At 46.8% G+C, this 14,576-nt stretch carries 21 protein-coding genes; 18 read left to right on the top strand and 3 right to left on the bottom strand.

The genetic code is table 11. The features are described from left to right. The first annotated feature begins 5 nt into the window (after positions 1 to 5). The 12 genes from ET33_RS28870 to ET33_RS28930 all read left to right on the top strand — a co-directional run bounded on the left by ET33_RS28870 (position 6) and on the right by ET33_RS28930 (position 8,304). Positions 6 to 323: a phage baseplate plug family protein gene (locus ET33_RS28870; protein ID WP_036690221.1), complete on the top strand. Its 318-nt coding sequence runs from the start codon at positions 6 to 8 to the stop codon at positions 321 to 323. Further along, a complete protein-coding gene (locus tag ET33_RS28875) occupies positions 316 to 1,107 on the top strand; it encodes a phage protein (RefSeq protein ID WP_036690224.1) in 792 nt (263 codons plus the stop codon). Before ET33_RS28870 ends, ET33_RS28875 begins: the two co-directional genes overlap by 8 nt. Beyond that, positions 1,104 to 1,490 carry a hypothetical protein gene (locus ET33_RS28880; RefSeq protein WP_036690227.1) on the top strand — a complete coding sequence of 129 codons (387 nt, stop codon included), beginning with the start codon at positions 1,104 to 1,106 and terminating at the stop codon, positions 1,488 to 1,490. Before ET33_RS28875 ends, ET33_RS28880 begins: the two co-directional genes overlap by 4 nt. Continuing rightward, complete coding sequence (locus tag ET33_RS28885) at positions 1,469 to 1,828, top strand: contractile injection system sheath initiator (RefSeq protein ID WP_036690229.1); 360 nt, start codon at positions 1,469 to 1,471, stop codon at positions 1,826 to 1,828. Before ET33_RS28880 ends, ET33_RS28885 begins: the two co-directional genes overlap by 22 nt. Next, a complete protein-coding gene (locus ET33_RS28890) occupies positions 1,818 to 2,990 on the top strand; it encodes a baseplate J/gp47 family protein (RefSeq protein ID WP_036690231.1) in 1,173 nt (390 codons plus the stop codon). Before ET33_RS28885 ends, ET33_RS28890 begins: the two co-directional genes overlap by 11 nt. After that, entirely contained in the window at positions 2,987 to 3,631 is a 645-nt protein-coding gene (locus tag ET33_RS28895) for a hypothetical protein (protein ID WP_036690235.1), read from the top strand. Before ET33_RS28890 ends, ET33_RS28895 begins: the two co-directional genes overlap by 4 nt. A gap of 11 nt (positions 3,632 to 3,642) precedes the next feature. Beyond that, positions 3,643 to 3,984 carry a hypothetical protein gene (locus ET33_RS28900; RefSeq protein WP_036690237.1) on the top strand — a complete coding sequence of 114 codons (342 nt, stop codon included), beginning with the start codon at positions 3,643 to 3,645 and terminating at the stop codon, positions 3,982 to 3,984. A gap of 13 nt (positions 3,985 to 3,997) precedes the next feature. Further along, on the top strand, positions 3,998 to 6,307 hold the full coding sequence (locus tag ET33_RS28905) for a GBS Bsp-like repeat-containing protein (protein ID WP_036690239.1): 2,310 nt from the start codon (positions 3,998 to 4,000) through the stop codon (positions 6,305 to 6,307). 150 nt (positions 6,308 to 6,457) lie between these two features. After that, positions 6,458 to 6,733 (top strand): hemolysin XhlA family protein, encoded by a 276-nt coding sequence (locus tag ET33_RS28910; RefSeq protein WP_036690241.1) that lies wholly within the window; start codon positions 6,458 to 6,460, stop codon positions 6,731 to 6,733. A 12-nt stretch (positions 6,734 to 6,745) separates the two neighbouring features. Further along, positions 6,746 to 7,027, top strand: a complete 282-nt coding sequence (locus ET33_RS28915; RefSeq protein WP_407668120.1) for a phage holin family protein — start codon at positions 6,746 to 6,748, stop codon at positions 7,025 to 7,027. Then, positions 7,024 to 7,650 (top strand): glycoside hydrolase family 73 protein, encoded by a 627-nt coding sequence (locus ET33_RS28920; RefSeq protein WP_051775771.1) that lies wholly within the window; start codon positions 7,024 to 7,026, stop codon positions 7,648 to 7,650. The genes ET33_RS28915 and ET33_RS28920 overlap by 4 nt, the downstream gene beginning before the upstream one ends. A 15-nt stretch (positions 7,651 to 7,665) precedes the next feature. Continuing rightward, the gene (locus ET33_RS28930; RefSeq protein WP_051775773.1) at positions 7,666 to 8,304 is read left to right on the top strand and encodes a M23 family metallopeptidase; all 639 of its coding nucleotides are present in this window, start codon (positions 7,666 to 7,668) and stop codon (positions 8,302 to 8,304) included. Between the two features lie 130 nt (positions 8,305 to 8,434). On the opposite strand, the gene ET33_RS28935 is transcribed toward ET33_RS28930, so the two are convergent. Further along, complete coding sequence (locus ET33_RS28935) at positions 8,435 to 8,617, bottom strand: hypothetical protein (RefSeq protein ID WP_036690243.1); 183 nt, start codon at positions 8,615 to 8,617, stop codon at positions 8,435 to 8,437. Between the two features lie 118 nt (positions 8,618 to 8,735). Further along, on the bottom strand, positions 8,736 to 9,260 hold the full coding sequence (locus ET33_RS28940; RefSeq protein WP_036690245.1) for a hypothetical protein: 525 nt from the start codon (positions 9,258 to 9,260) through the stop codon (positions 8,736 to 8,738). Between the two features lie 473 nt (positions 9,261 to 9,733). On the opposite strand from ET33_RS28940, the gene ET33_RS28945 reads away from it, so the two are divergent. After that, positions 9,734 to 10,777 (top strand): DNA-binding protein, encoded by a 1,044-nt coding sequence (locus tag ET33_RS28945; RefSeq protein ID WP_235206844.1) that lies wholly within the window; start codon positions 9,734 to 9,736, stop codon positions 10,775 to 10,777. Then, positions 10,774 to 10,899, top strand: coding sequence for a hypothetical protein (locus ET33_RS40330; protein WP_255320196.1), 126 nt, complete (start codon positions 10,774 to 10,776; stop codon positions 10,897 to 10,899). Before ET33_RS28945 ends, ET33_RS40330 begins: the two co-directional genes overlap by 4 nt. Positions 10,900 to 10,994: 95 nt before the next feature. Here ET33_RS40330 and ET33_RS28950 read toward each other — a convergent pair whose 3' ends face one another. Beyond that, positions 10,995 to 11,549, bottom strand: a complete 555-nt coding sequence (locus ET33_RS28950; RefSeq protein WP_051775775.1) for a hypothetical protein — start codon at positions 11,547 to 11,549, stop codon at positions 10,995 to 10,997. Positions 11,550 to 11,705: 156 nt separating this feature from the next. Here ET33_RS28950 and ET33_RS28955 point away from each other — a divergent pair, with 156 nt between their 5' ends. The 4 genes from ET33_RS28955 (at position 11,706) to accC (ending at position 14,566) form a co-directional block, all read left to right on the top strand. Further along, positions 11,706 to 11,912 (top strand): hypothetical protein, encoded by a 207-nt coding sequence (locus ET33_RS28955; RefSeq protein WP_081890555.1) that lies wholly within the window; start codon positions 11,706 to 11,708, stop codon positions 11,910 to 11,912. Then, positions 11,902 to 12,159 (top strand): LexA family transcriptional regulator, encoded by a 258-nt coding sequence (locus ET33_RS28960; RefSeq protein WP_051775777.1) that lies wholly within the window; start codon positions 11,902 to 11,904, stop codon positions 12,157 to 12,159. Before ET33_RS28955 ends, ET33_RS28960 begins: the two co-directional genes overlap by 11 nt. A gap of 536 nt (positions 12,160 to 12,695) precedes the next feature. Then, positions 12,696 to 13,187: an acetyl-CoA carboxylase biotin carboxyl carrier protein gene (gene accB / locus ET33_RS28965; RefSeq protein WP_036690372.1), complete on the top strand. Its 492-nt coding sequence runs from the start codon at positions 12,696 to 12,698 to the stop codon at positions 13,185 to 13,187. Between the two features lie 20 nt (positions 13,188 to 13,207). Then, positions 13,208 to 14,566, top strand: coding sequence for an acetyl-CoA carboxylase biotin carboxylase subunit (gene accC, locus ET33_RS28970; protein WP_036690249.1), 1,359 nt, complete (start codon positions 13,208 to 13,210; stop codon positions 14,564 to 14,566). The last annotated feature ends 10 nt before the right edge of the window (positions 14,567 to 14,576 follow it).

Raw genomic sequence — 14,576 nt, forward strand, 5'->3', positions numbered from 1 at the left:
GCGATGTGGAATATATCGATATTGAAAAGCAATTAATACCGTATCGGTTCGAAATTTCGCTCTCCGGTACGGTATTTACGTTTGAGGTCCACTATAATAGCGAGTTCGATTTTTTCACTGTTGACTTGGAACGTGATGGCGAGGTTCTTGTTACGGGGGAGAAATTAATTTACGGCGTTCCGCTTTTTGTGGACAGCGCAGATGAACGTTTTCCGAAAGTCATGATCATACCCTTTGACGAATCTGGAAACAGCGACCGTGTGACATGGGACTCAATGAGTGAGAATGTTTTTCTGTTCATCGGGGGTGTAGAAGATGGCTAACTTTGGCCGTGTCATTGAACTAACCATTGATGACATGATCTTTAAAATGGGGACGTATGCCATTGAGGGCACAATACCGTTCGATAACGATCCAATACCAAACGAAAGTGAAATCAAAATTTGGAATCTCTCGCCTGAAACAATAGATCGTATCAAACGCGGCAGCATTGTTGCCATTAATGCAGGATATCGCGGCGATGTTGGATTAATTCTTCATGGGTTCGTCTCGAAGGTATTGACGAAATGGGACGGGACCGACAAGATCACGACGGTATATGTGCTTGACACTGATGACATTTCAAAACGGAAAGTGACCGATATCGCGTATGCCGAAGGAACGCTTGCGAGCTATATTCTCCGGGACATGGCCGCGCAGCTCGGATTGCCTGTTGAGCAATTCGAATTAAATCAAGATTTCAAGTATGAGGATGGTTATACAGCCAACGGAGAGGTGACAAAGATCATTAGCGACGTAGCGGCAGATTGTGGAACGAGCGCCTATGTGAACAAAGGAAAGCTATATATTCGCAATCTTCGTTATGGCGCTGATGATGTATTCATGCTTTCTTCCGGCACCGGTTTAATCGGTTCTCCAGAACCATTCGAGGACGAAGATTTTAAGGGCTTTAACCTTAAGTCACAGCTTCAATATCGTATCACAACGGCATCGGTGATCGACTTGAATTGTAGAAGATTTAACGGTAGGGTTCATGTTCGCAAGGGCAGTCACAAATTCAGCGCTACCGGGGATTTTATGACGGAAGTGGAGGCGATTTTACCATGAGTAAGGTTGATCCGGCTGGAGAGCTGGCAAAGCTCCTTGATGCCGCTATACAGAAGCGACTGGCCGAAACAAACGTCGCGTTTCCGTGCCGTGTGGTTTCATTCAGTTCCGGAAATGGTTTGGCCGTTGTTCAGCCTTTACAAGGTGGAGGCAGAGCGGCCCCCGTTCAAAATGTTCCGGTTCTCGGACAGCGATTAAAAACTAGCGAGGGCATAGAGCAAACCTTTTTCCCTTCTCTTCGTCCCGGCGATATTGTTTATGTCGTTTGCTCAGATAGGCATATCAAGGGCGAAACAGGCGAAGCGGGCAGCAGCCGAAGGGTCCATGATGCAAACGACGCTGTGATTGTGGGGGTGTTTCCGTGCAGTCTCCCAAACTCATAAACGGTGATTTGGTATTCGAAAATTACGAGCTTGTCATGGTCGAAGAAGTCGAAGAGCTGGCACAATGCTGTGAGATCGTTCTTGGCACAAATCGCGGGGAATGGTTTTTGAATCCATCGATGGGCATTGACTTCAAAAAAGTTACTGGAAAACATATCAGCTTAGAAGCCGCCAAGCAGCAAATCCGGGAAGGGTTACGACAAGAGTCGCGAATAAGTTCTGTTGATGAAATTATTGTCCGGCCAGATGATAAAAGGCGGACATGCGATGTTTCGTTTGTTGCCTATAGCACAGATGGGGAGCGTATTAACATGGGGGTGATTCCTGGTGTTGGATAGCAAGGGCTTCAAACGAAGGCGCTTTGATGACTTATTTACCGAAATAGAAACTAAGGCAAAAGAAGTTTTCGGGCAACAGATAAACACATCGGAGCGGTCCCCACTTGGAATCATTTTGCGATTGTTTGCATGGTTTTTGGCGCGGGCGTGGCAAAATTCGGAAGACGTGTACCAAAGCGGATTTGTGAACACAGCAGAGGGCGTTAATCTGGACCGGTTAGGCCCGTATGGAGGGATTAAACGCATCCAAGCCCAAGCGGCAATAGGGGAAATACTGATTACTGGAAGGCCAAATTATTTCGTTAGATCCGGTTTCCGCGTTTCAAGTGGATCAACAGTCTTTGAAACAACCAATGATGTTACCCTTGATAGTACAGGTGCGGCTAAAGCGAGGATTCGCGCACTCGTTCCCGGCAGAAGCGGAAACGTTGCTGGCGGAACAATAACCACCATCATAAATCCAGATGCAAATATTAAAGCCGTGACGAATCAAGAGGGGACTTTTGGGGGCAGGGACAAGGAAACAGACAAGGAATTTCGGGATCGATATTCCCTTTCGGCAGAAGGACGTGGAGCTGCAACGATTCGAGCCATTCGCTCGGGTCTCCTGAGAACGCCGGGAGTTAGGGCGGCAACAGTTGTTGAAAATTTCATGAATACCCCTGATCGCGCCGGTCGGAATCCGAAATCATTCGAAGCCTATGTGCTTGGCGGGACGCCGGAAGCAATAGGTCAAACAATTCTTGATACGAAGGCCGCAGGGATTGAACCATGGGGCACCCAAAGCGTCATTGTGAAAGACGATGCAGGGTTTGAACATGTGATGAAGTTCAGCTACGCAATTGAAGTAAAGGTACATGTATTGGTTAAAGTAAAGGTCGATAATCGGTTTCCCAGAGATGGTATATCTCAAATGAAATCAGCAGCCATTCGGTATATTGGCGGCGAGGATGAAGACGGTACATTGTACGTTGGACTAAATATGGGGGCAGATGTGATTCATCAAAAACTAATGGCTGCTATGGATCGAGTGGAGGGGATTACAGATATGACGGTTGAAATCGGCAAAGATGGGTCGAACTGGGCCAAGGATAATCTTTCCATTGCGCCAAATGAGGTGGCCCAAACAAATCATAAAATCATCATCGTGAGCAAAATATGATTACTCGTTCGGACATTCTGAAGCGACTGACGGACGTATTCACAAAAGATCCTAATAGTAACATAGGTAAGTTGATTTCGATTATGGCCGATCAGTTCCGTGCGCTTGAAGAATCTCAGAATAGAACGCGAGAATGGCGAAATATCGACCTAGCGGAAGGCACAACACTCGATCATGTCGGACAAAATGTGGTACAGCCTCGTGGAGCTGCGAGGGATGAAGTATATCGAATTCTGATCAAATCCAAGATAGCACGGAATCTCTCAACGGGTGATATTAATACGATAATTCGGGTGCTGTCGACAGCGTTGAACACGAAACCAAGTGAAATTGAAATCAGAGAGTTATACAGTGATCCGATATCTCCTGAACCTGCAGCAATTTCGGTCATAAAGCTTCCGTTAAAGGCCATAAATGAATCGGGTATGTCTCCCCTTACTTTTGCGCGGATTGTACAACGCACCGTTGCGGCTGGCGTTCGGGTGGGCGTGATCGAATTATCTGGAACATTTTCGTTTTCGTCTGTTCCGGATCAAAGCGAGATGGATAACAACGCAGGTTTTGGGAATATAGAAGGCACAATCGGAGGGTATTTGGGGGCCGCGTATAGCCCAGATAAGGACGACGACTTACCAATATAGGAGGAAATACCATGCCATTTAATGAGCAGTTACCCGGCTGGAAGGCTACAGGAACCGAACCACCTGCATCCAAAAAGAGTAACGGATTTATTCCGGGTGAAAAGCCGCCAGCAGATTTTTTTAACTGGCTATTCACTCGCTTGTCGAAAGTAGCCGAGGAACTACAGAAAAATGCGGCTGAAAAGTCTGAAACGCAAGCCATTCGCGATTTAATTTCTAAAGAAATAGAGAGGCTTCAAGGAGATATGGCCGCAGTCCGAGCAGACCATACAAAACCACTTATCATCGAGGTCCGAACGTCTGACCCGGTTAACCCGGAGATTGGACGTATTTGGCTGCGGAGCGATCTGTAGGAGGTAGGTATATATGGCTGTTGTTTCGTTAACAACCGTAGCTGATACTTATGTGAAAAGGTATCGCGGGACGGGCGATGGTATGAATTACGGAGGCGATACTGGTCTTGCGGCGCTTAATACGTCAAGTGAGTATGCCGAGGTGTATGTTCTTTTTGACCTCTCGTCTATACCGTCAGCCTCAAAGATAAATTCAGCTACCTTTGAATTGGCACTTAGGGGCGGTGGATACTTCAATATCACTGTAGATATGAGAAAGGTGACGAGTGGTTGGCAAGAATATGCAGTCACGTATAATAATAAGCCCAGTATCTCAAATGAGGTTTATGGATCAATATTCTCGCCAAATTTCAACCCACCCGATCCTGAAATTGCAAGTTTTGATGCAACTGCAATGGTTCGTGAATGGATTTCTGGACAATCGCCGAATTATGGGTTTGCGCTGACATCTCCGAATGGAAATAGGATATTTGGTTCACGAGAAGGTGCCGCGGCATACGGTTACATGCCTCCGACGTTGGTAATCGATTATGAACCGAACCATGCGCCGAACGCTCCCGGTCTAAATACTCCGGGGCACGGAAGTATTACCAATAATCGTAACCCAGTCTTCAATTGGACGTTTTCCGATCAGGACGGAGGTGATTACCAGACCGCTTGGCAGATACAAGTTAGTGCTGGCGATGGCGGCGCGTTCACAAACATTTATATGGATTCCGGAAAAAATACGACGGCCACGAACCAATGGACGTTCTATAACTTTGGCGATAATCAATATTTTTACCGCATTCGTACATGGGACCGATACGATGCCGTAAGTCCTTGGTCGTGGGTGCCATGGTTTGGTATCGAAAATCAGCCGCCAACATGTACCGGAGGAACGCCGAGCCCGCGATATTTGAAAGTTGATCCGGGCGGGAGCTTTCGGGTAGAGGTTACAGGCGTTTCGGACAACTGGTCCGGCGTTCAGAAAGTGCAGTTCGCGACATGGACGGAAGCAGGTGGTCAGGACGACATTCGGTGGTACGATGGAGTGAATGCGGGCGGCGGCACTTGGTATTACGATGTTCCGTTAGCGAATCATGGCAATGCAGAGGGGAAATATAACTGCCATGTCTACGCTTGGGACTTTGCCGGAAATAGCGCGAACATCAGAGTCATAGATACCTATATAGACCGTACCCCACCTAATGTTGGAAGCGTGTCAGGGCCACACTATACGAACCAAGCTGGGGGGACTTTTAGGGTTTGGGCGTACAATGTGACGGATAGTTCAGGGGTGAACAGGGTCTCGTTTCCAACATGTCACACGTCTAATACAAGTGTTTGGAAATGGTACCCCGGAGTTAGAGATGGGGGAAGCAACAACTGGTACTGCGACATTCAAATGGGGGAATTTGCTAACGCGGAAGGCACCTATTTTTCAGATGTTTACGCATACGATAACGTTGGAAACCAAGCCCCAAGTGTACGTATCGTTACGTATGTTGACCGGACGCCGCCAACGGTCGCCAGCGTCCAAGGACTCAGCTACACGAACCAGACCGGAGGAACGCGGCGCGTATGGATATATGGCGCTGCTGATGCGGTCAGCGGCATTGCATCGGTAGAAGTCATATATTATGCAACAGGATTGACCTTTCGAGGGCCTTTTCCGGCCGGACAATCCGGAAACGACTATTATTATGATGTCCCGATATATGTCGGGGATGATCGATACAAAGCTGAATTTCGTTTGCATGATAGGGCGGGGAATACTGGTTACTACAAGGTAGAATTTCTCGTAGATAGCCAGCGGCCCAACGATCCGAATGGTTCCGTGACCTACGGAGAAACTACAGTAACATTCACTTGGCTGCGATTCTCGGACCCGTTCCCGTCCTCCGAGTATGAAAGGACGGAGTTGACTTTTGGCGAGTGGGACGGGTCGGCATGGGCCGGAGGATTCCCGAACCGGCATATGGGGGTCGTTACAACCGACGCGAATACACTTGAAAAGTATTTTTCCAATCTCAATCCGGGTGTGAGATACCGATATACAGTCAAGCACTTCGATAAGGCTGGAAACGAAAGTGCGTATACGTGGAGAGAGTTTGTTACAAAGAAAAAAATCGGTGAAATTTATGTACCACTAAGCCCAATAAAATTTATAATTCTTCCTCTCTATGATCCACAATCCGGTGTCCTTGGATCGAAGGAAATCCGAAGTACAATATCCAACGGGGTCATTGGGTGTTTTGAAACTGTCCAAATTCGGGACCCTTCTGCAAGTAAAGTCAAGGCACAAACATCGCAGGGCATTAGGGCAATCGCCAAAAATTAATCACTGGAGGTGGCTGCGAAAATATCGAGCCGAATGTAATTCAGAAATGATTTATTTATGCTCCGAGTAATCGGGGCTATTTGACTTTCCCAAGCGCTTGGGAATTTGAGAGAGTGATTATCCAACTCCGATTGAGAGGATGATTGATGAATGGATGAAATGCAAAAAATTACGGATCAGATCACCAACGTAAGGTTAGACATCAGAGAGCTTTCAACAAAAGTAGAGGGCTTGAAGGATCTTACCAAGAAAGTCGAAGACGTGGAAGATATTGCAAAAAAGGCAATGGAAAGGACGGAGTCGGCACATCACCGACTAGATAAAATCGATAAGCTGACGTTCTGGTTGGCAACGACAGTGATAGGCGCAATCATTTTGGCCATCATTGGCTATGCATTGCGCGGCGGCTTTAACACTAAAATTTAGGAGCTGATTTCAATGGAAATGAATTGGACAAATGTAATGACTATGATTGATCCGAAGCTCATTATTGTAGTCGTTGCTTGTTGGATTTTGGGTTACATCCTAAAGCAAACACCGCGAGTCCCAGACTGGAGCATCATCTATATCGTTACCGTGGTCGCGGCTGTCTTCGCCTCGCTTCTCATCGGATTCTCGGCTGTATCTGTACTGCAGGGTATTCTGTGCGGAGCCGTTGCTGTATATGGGAACCAGTTGCTCAAGCAGGCGAAGAAAGTGAATGGAGATGACGAACAGTGACACGAGAAGAATTCATTGCCACAGTCGCGTCGATCACCGTGCAGCTGCGGAAGGAAGGGTCCCCGATCTTTCCTTCCGTGCGGATTGCCCAAGCTATGCTCGAGACCGGCGGCAGGATCCACGAGTGGAACAACCTCGTCGGGTATAAAGTCGGCAGCGGCCAGCCCAATCAATTCTGGAAAGGCCGATCCGTCAGCACAAAGACATGGGAGGTTTACGACGGCGTGCGCGTGGATGGCGTTAAGGCTCACTGGCGGGCCTACGATTGCGTCGAGGATTGTTTCAGGGATCAGGACCTACTTTTCCAATGGAGCCATTACGACCGCGTGCGTGCTGCCCAGACGCCGCAGGAGCAGACGGAAATGCTTCGTGTCTGCGGCTATGCAACGGACCCCGAATATACAAAGAAGTTGCGCGGGCTTATTGCGAGTTATGCGCTTGAACAATACGACAAGGAGGCGGCGGAACCACTGCTTGATGCAGGCGTAGCAAATACGGTCATCAAAACATGGATTTCTCCAGCATGGAAGAAGGCGGATGAAGCCGGGGATGAGAACGGTAAAACGTACATGATTTGGCTCGCAAATCAACTTCGGATAGCGTCCGGCCAGCCGGAGCAATAGGGAGGGACGGGGCATATGAGTGTTTTCGAAGGCTGGAAAGTGACAAGCCCGTATGGATATCGGTCCGATCCGTTCACCGGAAGCCGAGTATTTCATACTGGCGTCGACCTCATCAAATACCACTTGTACCCAATCCCCGCCTTTGTAGGTGGGATTGTTCTTTTTGCGGGAGCTGGGAGCCCCGGCACGGGATTCGGCGGCTATGGTAACGTGGTCGCGCTGCGGGATGACGCCGGGTATGTTCATTGTTATTGCCACCTTGATTCGGTCGCTGTCCGGAAGGGGCAGAAGCTTCCAAAAGGCGATATCATCGGAAACCAAGGGACGACCGGCCGGAGCACAGGATCGCACCTGCACTATGAGGTCCGAGCCAAGGACGCGCCGAGCTACGGCTACGGATCGCACATTGATCCGGGCGAATACTTGGCAACATATCTAAAGGAGGCGGAGGAACCTATGCTTGACGTAGGAGTGAAAGATACGATCATTGACACTTGGCTGAGTCCGGCATGGAAGGAACTGGACGCAAAACGGCAGGAGGCAGAACAGGCAGGGGGCGGCACCGCGGCCGCAGCGTATGAAGAGCAGGCCGATTACATTCATTGGCTGGCGAATGAGCTGCGGAAAGCTTCGGGGCAACAAATTGAGGTTTAACAAAAACAGCGTACAACCTTAATGAGGGATGTACGCTGTTTTTGTTAAGGACGTTGGTTCCCTGGATCGAGCCGTTTTTTGCATTATTACACGTAATCATAATCGCCACTCAAGGCTAAAAAACGAGCTATTAATGATAATTATTTTTTTTAAAAGATGAAATAATCAAAGCCCCTAAGAACCAACAAACACCACCTATAAGACCGGGTCCAATCGAAACGTCTTTATCTGTGAAATAATGCACGACCATCCAAAAAACCGTAAACGATACCCCCCCAGCTGCAGCGTTAATGATAACTTTTTGTTTAGACATAAATATCACATCCTTTAACGTTTTAGTTAAATATTATAAACCATTATCCAGAATATAGCATTATACTATTAAAAACAAAGAAAACCGTTCTAAACTTCCGAACGGTTTTCTTTGTGCATTAGCGAGGATTTTTCAAACCATACCGCGCAAGAATATCATCCGGAACCCTTACACCTGTCTGACCATACCAGGTATCAATAGGAGTCGAGAAACTTCCATCGTTGTAGTGGGTAACCGACTCTACGTACTCGTAATAGTTGTAGTACGTATTGAAGCTGATGCCTACCCTCACTTTAACGTAAACTACGTTCCTAATACCCAATTTATTGTTGATCCACGTAGCACCGACACTTGTTGCTCCTCCGCCTGCTACCTGCCATCCTAAAGCCGAAGGCAAAACCAAGCCCGAAACCAGGGTGCCCAGACTACCATAAATAGCGCTATAGTCGTAAGAATTGTCATACACCTTTCTCGTTTCGTTCATTAAAGTAAAGCTTCCTCCGTCCGTTTCATCCGAGAACGGCTTGATTTTTTTCCCGGATGGAGCTGCGATAGCGCTAGGGACATCCGAAAAGCCAGTTAGAGTCGTGACTCCTGCTACAGCCAAAGTCATTACAGCAGGGAGAATTTTTTTCTTCAACATCTTCAAATTACCTCCTAATATTTGTATTAAAATCAAATAAATTACATGATTCAGTATACCATAAACCATTGCCTATAATATGGTTCTTTTGTTTCATTTTGTTTAATCTGAGGGAAAATAGGCGCACGCGTAAAAACTTCTCGGGCAACATCCCTCCAAATTGAGTGATTTTGAACAATGGTCGGCCGACATAATGTACACCTAAAAAATACCATGGATTCCAATATAATTCATATGGGACAAAACTACTTTTTTATGAGCATTTAGTAGTACTAGATTAAGCGATATTGATAGGCTTTTTCTAAAATTGATTGTAAAAACATGTCATAAATTGACGTTTGATGTCAAATTTCGTTGTTTTAGTCTCGTTTTTTTCTGTTTTTTGCTGATGAACGTTTAATCTCCTCCAAATGCTCTATATTGCCATCGAAAACTCCCAGATGTAATATTATGGTATTAGTCGAAGGGAGTGTATGGGACAAATGGTAAATGTAGGCGGCGGGCTTGGGGCAGAAATCAAAGATCATCTCTTTTATGCAGCGGAGCATCTTTTCGAGGAGGAGAAAAAAGCAGAGGCGGCACCCTTGTACCGCTATATCATTGATCGGGAAACAGATCATAACGATCAAAGATGTCTTCTATGTGAATTTCGGTTGTTTCAATGTCTTGTTGGTGTGAGTTCGGAAGGTAACAAGGAAGCGCTTGAACGGTTTGAACCGTCGTACAGCCGCCTGCATGAAGGGTTACGACTAGAGGCGATTTTTTGGATGGCGAATGTTTATTATTCGTTAGGTGATTGGAACAAGGTAGAACGGTATGGAAACGAACTTCATGATTTAGCTCAAAATGTGTATGAAAAATTAAAAAAAGAAAAATATGTTAAAAATCTACATACTGAGCGGGATTTAGTGGTATATTTAGGTCATGGGTTACGCATCAAGGGCTTCGTACTTACTATGCAAGGGCGATACGAAGAAGCAAAAAAATACGTGGCAGCGTATTCAGACCTTGGGTGGGTTGAATTCCTTGACGAAACGGGGAAAAAGGAGGTAGAGAGGTTTCGTACTTGGAGTCAGGGAAACATGTATGCGCTTGAGTTGAAAACTGGAAACGAAAAGGCACTCCATGAGTATATCGATTTTCTGCAAAGGCATCCTACTGAATTTCTTGGTGGTGCAAAAACCATCATTGAAGCAGCAAATAAATTTAGCTTTAATGTTGATGATATCATGGAGACGCTTGTACAAAAGCTTCCATCTGTAGACTCTGAGGTTAGCTTTGTGGACGGCACCCAATTATTTCATTTTTGGTACGAGAAAGCAGTCTACAGCTTCAAGAAAAATAGGCTTATTGCGGGAATCGACGAATTGTTATATGCCCTTTTTATGGCACGAGTCATGAAGTATTATATGGGGTTCGAGAAATGTACAACTTTATTCCGGAAGCATGGTGATTATGCGACGGAACAACAGAAGTTGGGGTACAAACATATTATAGAAGGAGTGTTTGATTTATGAAAAACTTCTTATTATCGATTATGATGGGGTTGATTTTGTTAAGTGGTATTATTGTACAGCCAACACAACCGACACAACAAACAAATATGTCGGCCCTTGAAGACCATGGTTGGGGAGTTTAATATAAGCAAAAGAGTCCCGGCCAGTGGTCAGGGACTCTTTTGTTTGCTTTTTAAGATGTTACTGGCTATTCGTGTAACTATCCATTAGCTATTGGCTATTTTATTTGTGTGAGTGCCTTGTTCATTTGCTTCTCATTTTTCTTTACAGAGTCGCTATCTATCTTTTCAGCTCCCCGGTATGTATATTTTGAGTTTTGGATGAAGTCGAGAGCGAATGCATCGATCGGCTTTTTGTCTTTGTCATCATAATGCCTTTCGACCACTGTGGCCTGAAAAATATTAGACAACATATAAACATGATTTTTAACGTCACTTAAGTATTTTTTGTTCTTGTATTCACTTATGATATACGATTCAAAATCCTTAAGCTCTTTATCCGTCGGTTTGTAGTTTTTGGCTAGAGAAGAAACGGCGTCAAATTTTTCCGTTGGGGTCTTGTCAGACTTTGCAATTTCGTCAATGCTGCTTTTCCAATCTGGAGCTTTTTGCTCGGGCTCCTTTTGCGGTACTGGGGCTTTTTGTTCAGGCTCTTTTTTTGGTTCAGATTGGGTTATTGGAGCAGGTGCCGTGCTTGCCGGTTGAGATTTCCCGCAAGCTGTTATGGATATTGTCATTGCAGCCATTAAACAGTAAAGACCCAATTTCCTCATTTTTTGTGTCTCCTTTAACTTGGTATTTTCGTAAATGCTTACATGTTTGATAATAAGATTTGGTATTGATTGGGTCAAGATATTTTCCGGTTGCGCGTTCGTATTTTGTTCGCATATAATTAATGCAAACAAATGTTCTTATTGGAGGCGAACACTTTGGAAAAGCAAATGCTGAAATATGTTGGAAAAACTGTTGAAATCATTTACTGTGGAAATGGGGGCAGTATTACACAGCGGCGTATTGAGGTCCAAGCAGTAGAAAACCATATTGTTAAAGCATTTTGCTATCAAAGGCGTGCGCTACGAGTGTTTAGGATCGAAAATGTCCTTGCAGTTCAGCCGGTGGTTCGTCATGCTGGCTGATGCTGAACGGAAAGTGCTGCGGATTATTGCGAATTATTCGGCTGGTCGTAAAAGAATGCCTTCTTTAATGGAACTGGGGAGAAAGACAGGAAAGAGCCGTGAAGGACTTTTGAACGTTCTGGGCGTGTTGGGAAAGGAAGGCTATATTTTATGGTCTTCCGCCGATCCAGAACGGATAATTCTGATACAGGCTTGGGAGCGGAAGTGCGGCGAGGTCAACGGGTGGAAAGCATACGGTGCAAGGTAATAATAGTTAGAAAATAGCCCCGGGGGATCTTGTCTCCCAGGGCATTTTTTTGACCATCTTTGATAAGCACAGGATTCTTATTTACCCCCGGCTACACAAGTTATATATTGCGCCCTAAATCTCCTGAATGTAATATTATGGTATTAGTCGGAAGGGAGTGTTTGGTGTTTACTGTGAATTTAAGCAGGCGAGGGACGGAAATGAAAGAGCATTTTTTGTGGTCCAGAATTATCGAACTAGTCAGGGAGACTTTTAGTTTAGCTTATTTTTTTGCTCACAAATTCGCTCACAAAATCAGTTTAAGCACATGGAAAATAACGAAATATAAGTAGTAGAAATATGTAAAACAAGTAATATAACAAGGTATGAAGAAATTCTTCCAATCAAAATATATTGTGATATAATAACAACGTCGTTTGTTTTACGGTGTTGACCCGCTGCCGCGGGACAAGCCGTCGGTGTGACTGCCGTTTGGCCGGGAGCATGCCGCGGCTTGCGGAGCGACCGTCAACAAGATGCCCAAAGGAGTGAATTCCGTGTTTAAGTTAAGCGAAATTAAAGAATTGATCAAGCTGGTGGATCAAACATCTTTGCAAGAACTTGAGATCGAAAACGAAGGCTCCCGCCTTTTAATCCGTAAACCGAATAAAACCGAGCAAGTCGTCGTCACCTCCGTGCAGCCTGCAGCCGGCGTCGTCGCCCAGCAGTCCGCTCCTCAAGCCGTCGTTCAGACGTCCGCGGCAGTCAACATACCTGCAGCCGAACCTCCGGCAGCAGCCCAATCCAATTTACATACGATTGTTTCCCCTATGGTCGGCACTTTCTACGAAGCTCCGGCACCTGGAGCGGCGCCATTCGTTTCCAAGGGCAGCAGCGTGAAGGAAACGACGATCGTCTGCATCATCGAAGCGATGAAGCTGATGAACGAGATCGAAGCCGAAGTGAAAGGCCAGATCGTCGAAGTGCTTGTCGAGAACGGCCAGTTGGTCGAGTACGGCCAACCGTTGTTCCTGGTGAAACCGGAATAATCCGCTAGGAGGAGAACCCATTGAAGTTTCAAAAAGTATTGATCGCCAACCGTGGGGAAATCGCCGTGCGCATTATTCGCGCATGCCGTGAGCTCGGAATTTCTACGGTCGCGGTCTACTCGGAAGCGGACCGCGAAGCGCTGCATGTTCGTTTGGCGGACGAAGCCTATTGTATCGGACCTACAGCTTCCAAAGACAGCTATTTGAATTACACGAATCTGATGAGCGTCGCGACGTTGACGGAAACCGACGCGATTCATCCGGGATACGGCTTTTTGGCGGAGAACGCCGACTTCGCCGAAATTTGCGAGAGCTGCAACATTACGTTCATCGGCCCTTCGCCGGAAGCGATCAGCAAGATGGGTGACAAAGCCGTCGCGAAGCAGACGATGAAGGAAGCGGGCGTTCCCGTTATCCCCGGCTCCGACGGCCTTGTCGAGGATATGGACGAAGCGATCCGGATGGGCCGCGAGATCGGCTATCCGATCATTATTAAAGCGACGGCCGGAGGCGGAGGCAAAGGCATTCGTCTTGCCGACAACGAAGAGATGCTGATTCAGCAAATTACGACCGCCCAGCAGGAAGCGCAAAAAGCTTTCGGCAATGCGGGAGTATATTTGGAGAAATATTTGACGGGGATGAAGCACGTCGAAATTCAGGTGCTGGCCGACAACCACGGCAACGTAGTGCATCTGGGCGAGCGTGACTGTTCGGTACAGCGCCGCCGCCAGAAGCTGGTGGAGGAAGCCCCTTGTCCGATTCTGACCGAGGAAATTCGCGAACGAATGGGCGAAGCGGCCGTTCGCGCGGCCCAAGCCGTCGATTATTCTGGCGCCGGTACGCTCGAGTTTTTGCTTGGACCGGACGGACAGTTTTACTTTATGGAAATGAACACCCGGATTCAGGTAGAGCATCCGGTTACGGAGCTCATCACGGGCATCGATATAATTAAAGAAATGATCCGTGTCGCGGAAGGCGAGCCGCTTTCGTTCACTCAGGACGAGGTCCGCATCAACGGCTGGGCGATCGAATGCCGGATTAACGCGGAAGACCCGGAGCGCAACTTCATGCCGTCCGCGGGTCAAATCAAATTTTATTTGCCGCCCGGCGGCTTCGGCGTCCGTGTCGACAGCGCCGCATACCCGGGCTACACGATTCCGCCTCACTACGATTCGATGATTGCGAAGCTGATCGTGTGGGGAGAAAACCGCAACGATGCGATCCAGCGAATGAAGCGCGCTTTGGCCGAATTTACGATCGAAGGCATTCATTCGACGATTCCATTCCATCTGAAGCTGTTGGAGCATAAAAAGTTTTTGGCCGGCGACTTCGATATCAAGTTTTTGGAAGAGCATGACGTGAATGATCCGGACTCTTAAGAGCCCGTTC

Source organism: Paenibacillus tyrphae, from assembly GCF_000722545.1.
Taxonomy (GTDB): Bacteria; Bacillota; Bacilli; order Paenibacillales; family NBRC-103111; genus Paenibacillus_G; species Paenibacillus_G tyrfis.

What these genes read in the sequence shown, in the direction of transcription:
- ET33_RS28875 (WP_036690224.1), top strand. Translation starts at nt 316, where the DNA reads ATGGCTAACTTTGGCCGTGTCATTGAACTAACCATTGATGACATGATC.
- ET33_RS28880 (WP_036690227.1), top strand. Translation starts at nt 1,104, where the DNA reads ATGAGTAAGGTTGATCCGGCTGGAGAGCTGGCAAAGCTCCTTGATGCC.
- ET33_RS28895 (WP_036690235.1), top strand. Translation starts at nt 2,987, where the DNA reads ATGATTACTCGTTCGGACATTCTGAAGCGACTGACGGACGTATTCACA.
- ET33_RS28900 (WP_036690237.1), top strand. Translation starts at nt 3,643, where the DNA reads ATGCCATTTAATGAGCAGTTACCCGGCTGGAAGGCTACAGGAACCGAA.
- ET33_RS28905 (WP_036690239.1), top strand. Translation starts at nt 3,998, where the DNA reads ATGGCTGTTGTTTCGTTAACAACCGTAGCTGATACTTATGTGAAAAGG.
- ET33_RS28910 (WP_036690241.1), top strand. Translation starts at nt 6,458, where the DNA reads ATGGATGAAATGCAAAAAATTACGGATCAGATCACCAACGTAAGGTTA.
- ET33_RS28915 (WP_407668120.1), top strand. Translation starts at nt 6,746, where the DNA reads ATGGAAATGAATTGGACAAATGTAATGACTATGATTGATCCGAAGCTC.
- ET33_RS28930 (WP_051775773.1), top strand. Translation starts at nt 7,666, where the DNA reads ATGAGTGTTTTCGAAGGCTGGAAAGTGACAAGCCCGTATGGATATCGG.
- ET33_RS28935 (WP_036690243.1), bottom strand. Translation starts at nt 8,617, where the DNA reads ATGTCTAAACAAAAAGTTATCATTAACGCTGCAGCTGGGGGGGTATCG.
- ET33_RS28940 (WP_036690245.1), bottom strand. Translation starts at nt 9,260, where the DNA reads ATGTTGAAGAAAAAAATTCTCCCTGCTGTAATGACTTTGGCTGTAGCA.
- ET33_RS28945 (WP_235206844.1), top strand. Translation starts at nt 9,734, where the DNA reads ATGGGACAAATGGTAAATGTAGGCGGCGGGCTTGGGGCAGAAATCAAA.
- ET33_RS40330 (WP_255320196.1), top strand. Translation starts at nt 10,774, where the DNA reads ATGAAAAACTTCTTATTATCGATTATGATGGGGTTGATTTTGTTAAGT.
- ET33_RS28950 (WP_051775775.1), bottom strand. Translation starts at nt 11,549, where the DNA reads ATGAGGAAATTGGGTCTTTACTGTTTAATGGCTGCAATGACAATATCC.
- ET33_RS28960 (WP_051775777.1), top strand. Translation starts at nt 11,902, where the DNA reads ATGCTGGCTGATGCTGAACGGAAAGTGCTGCGGATTATTGCGAATTAT.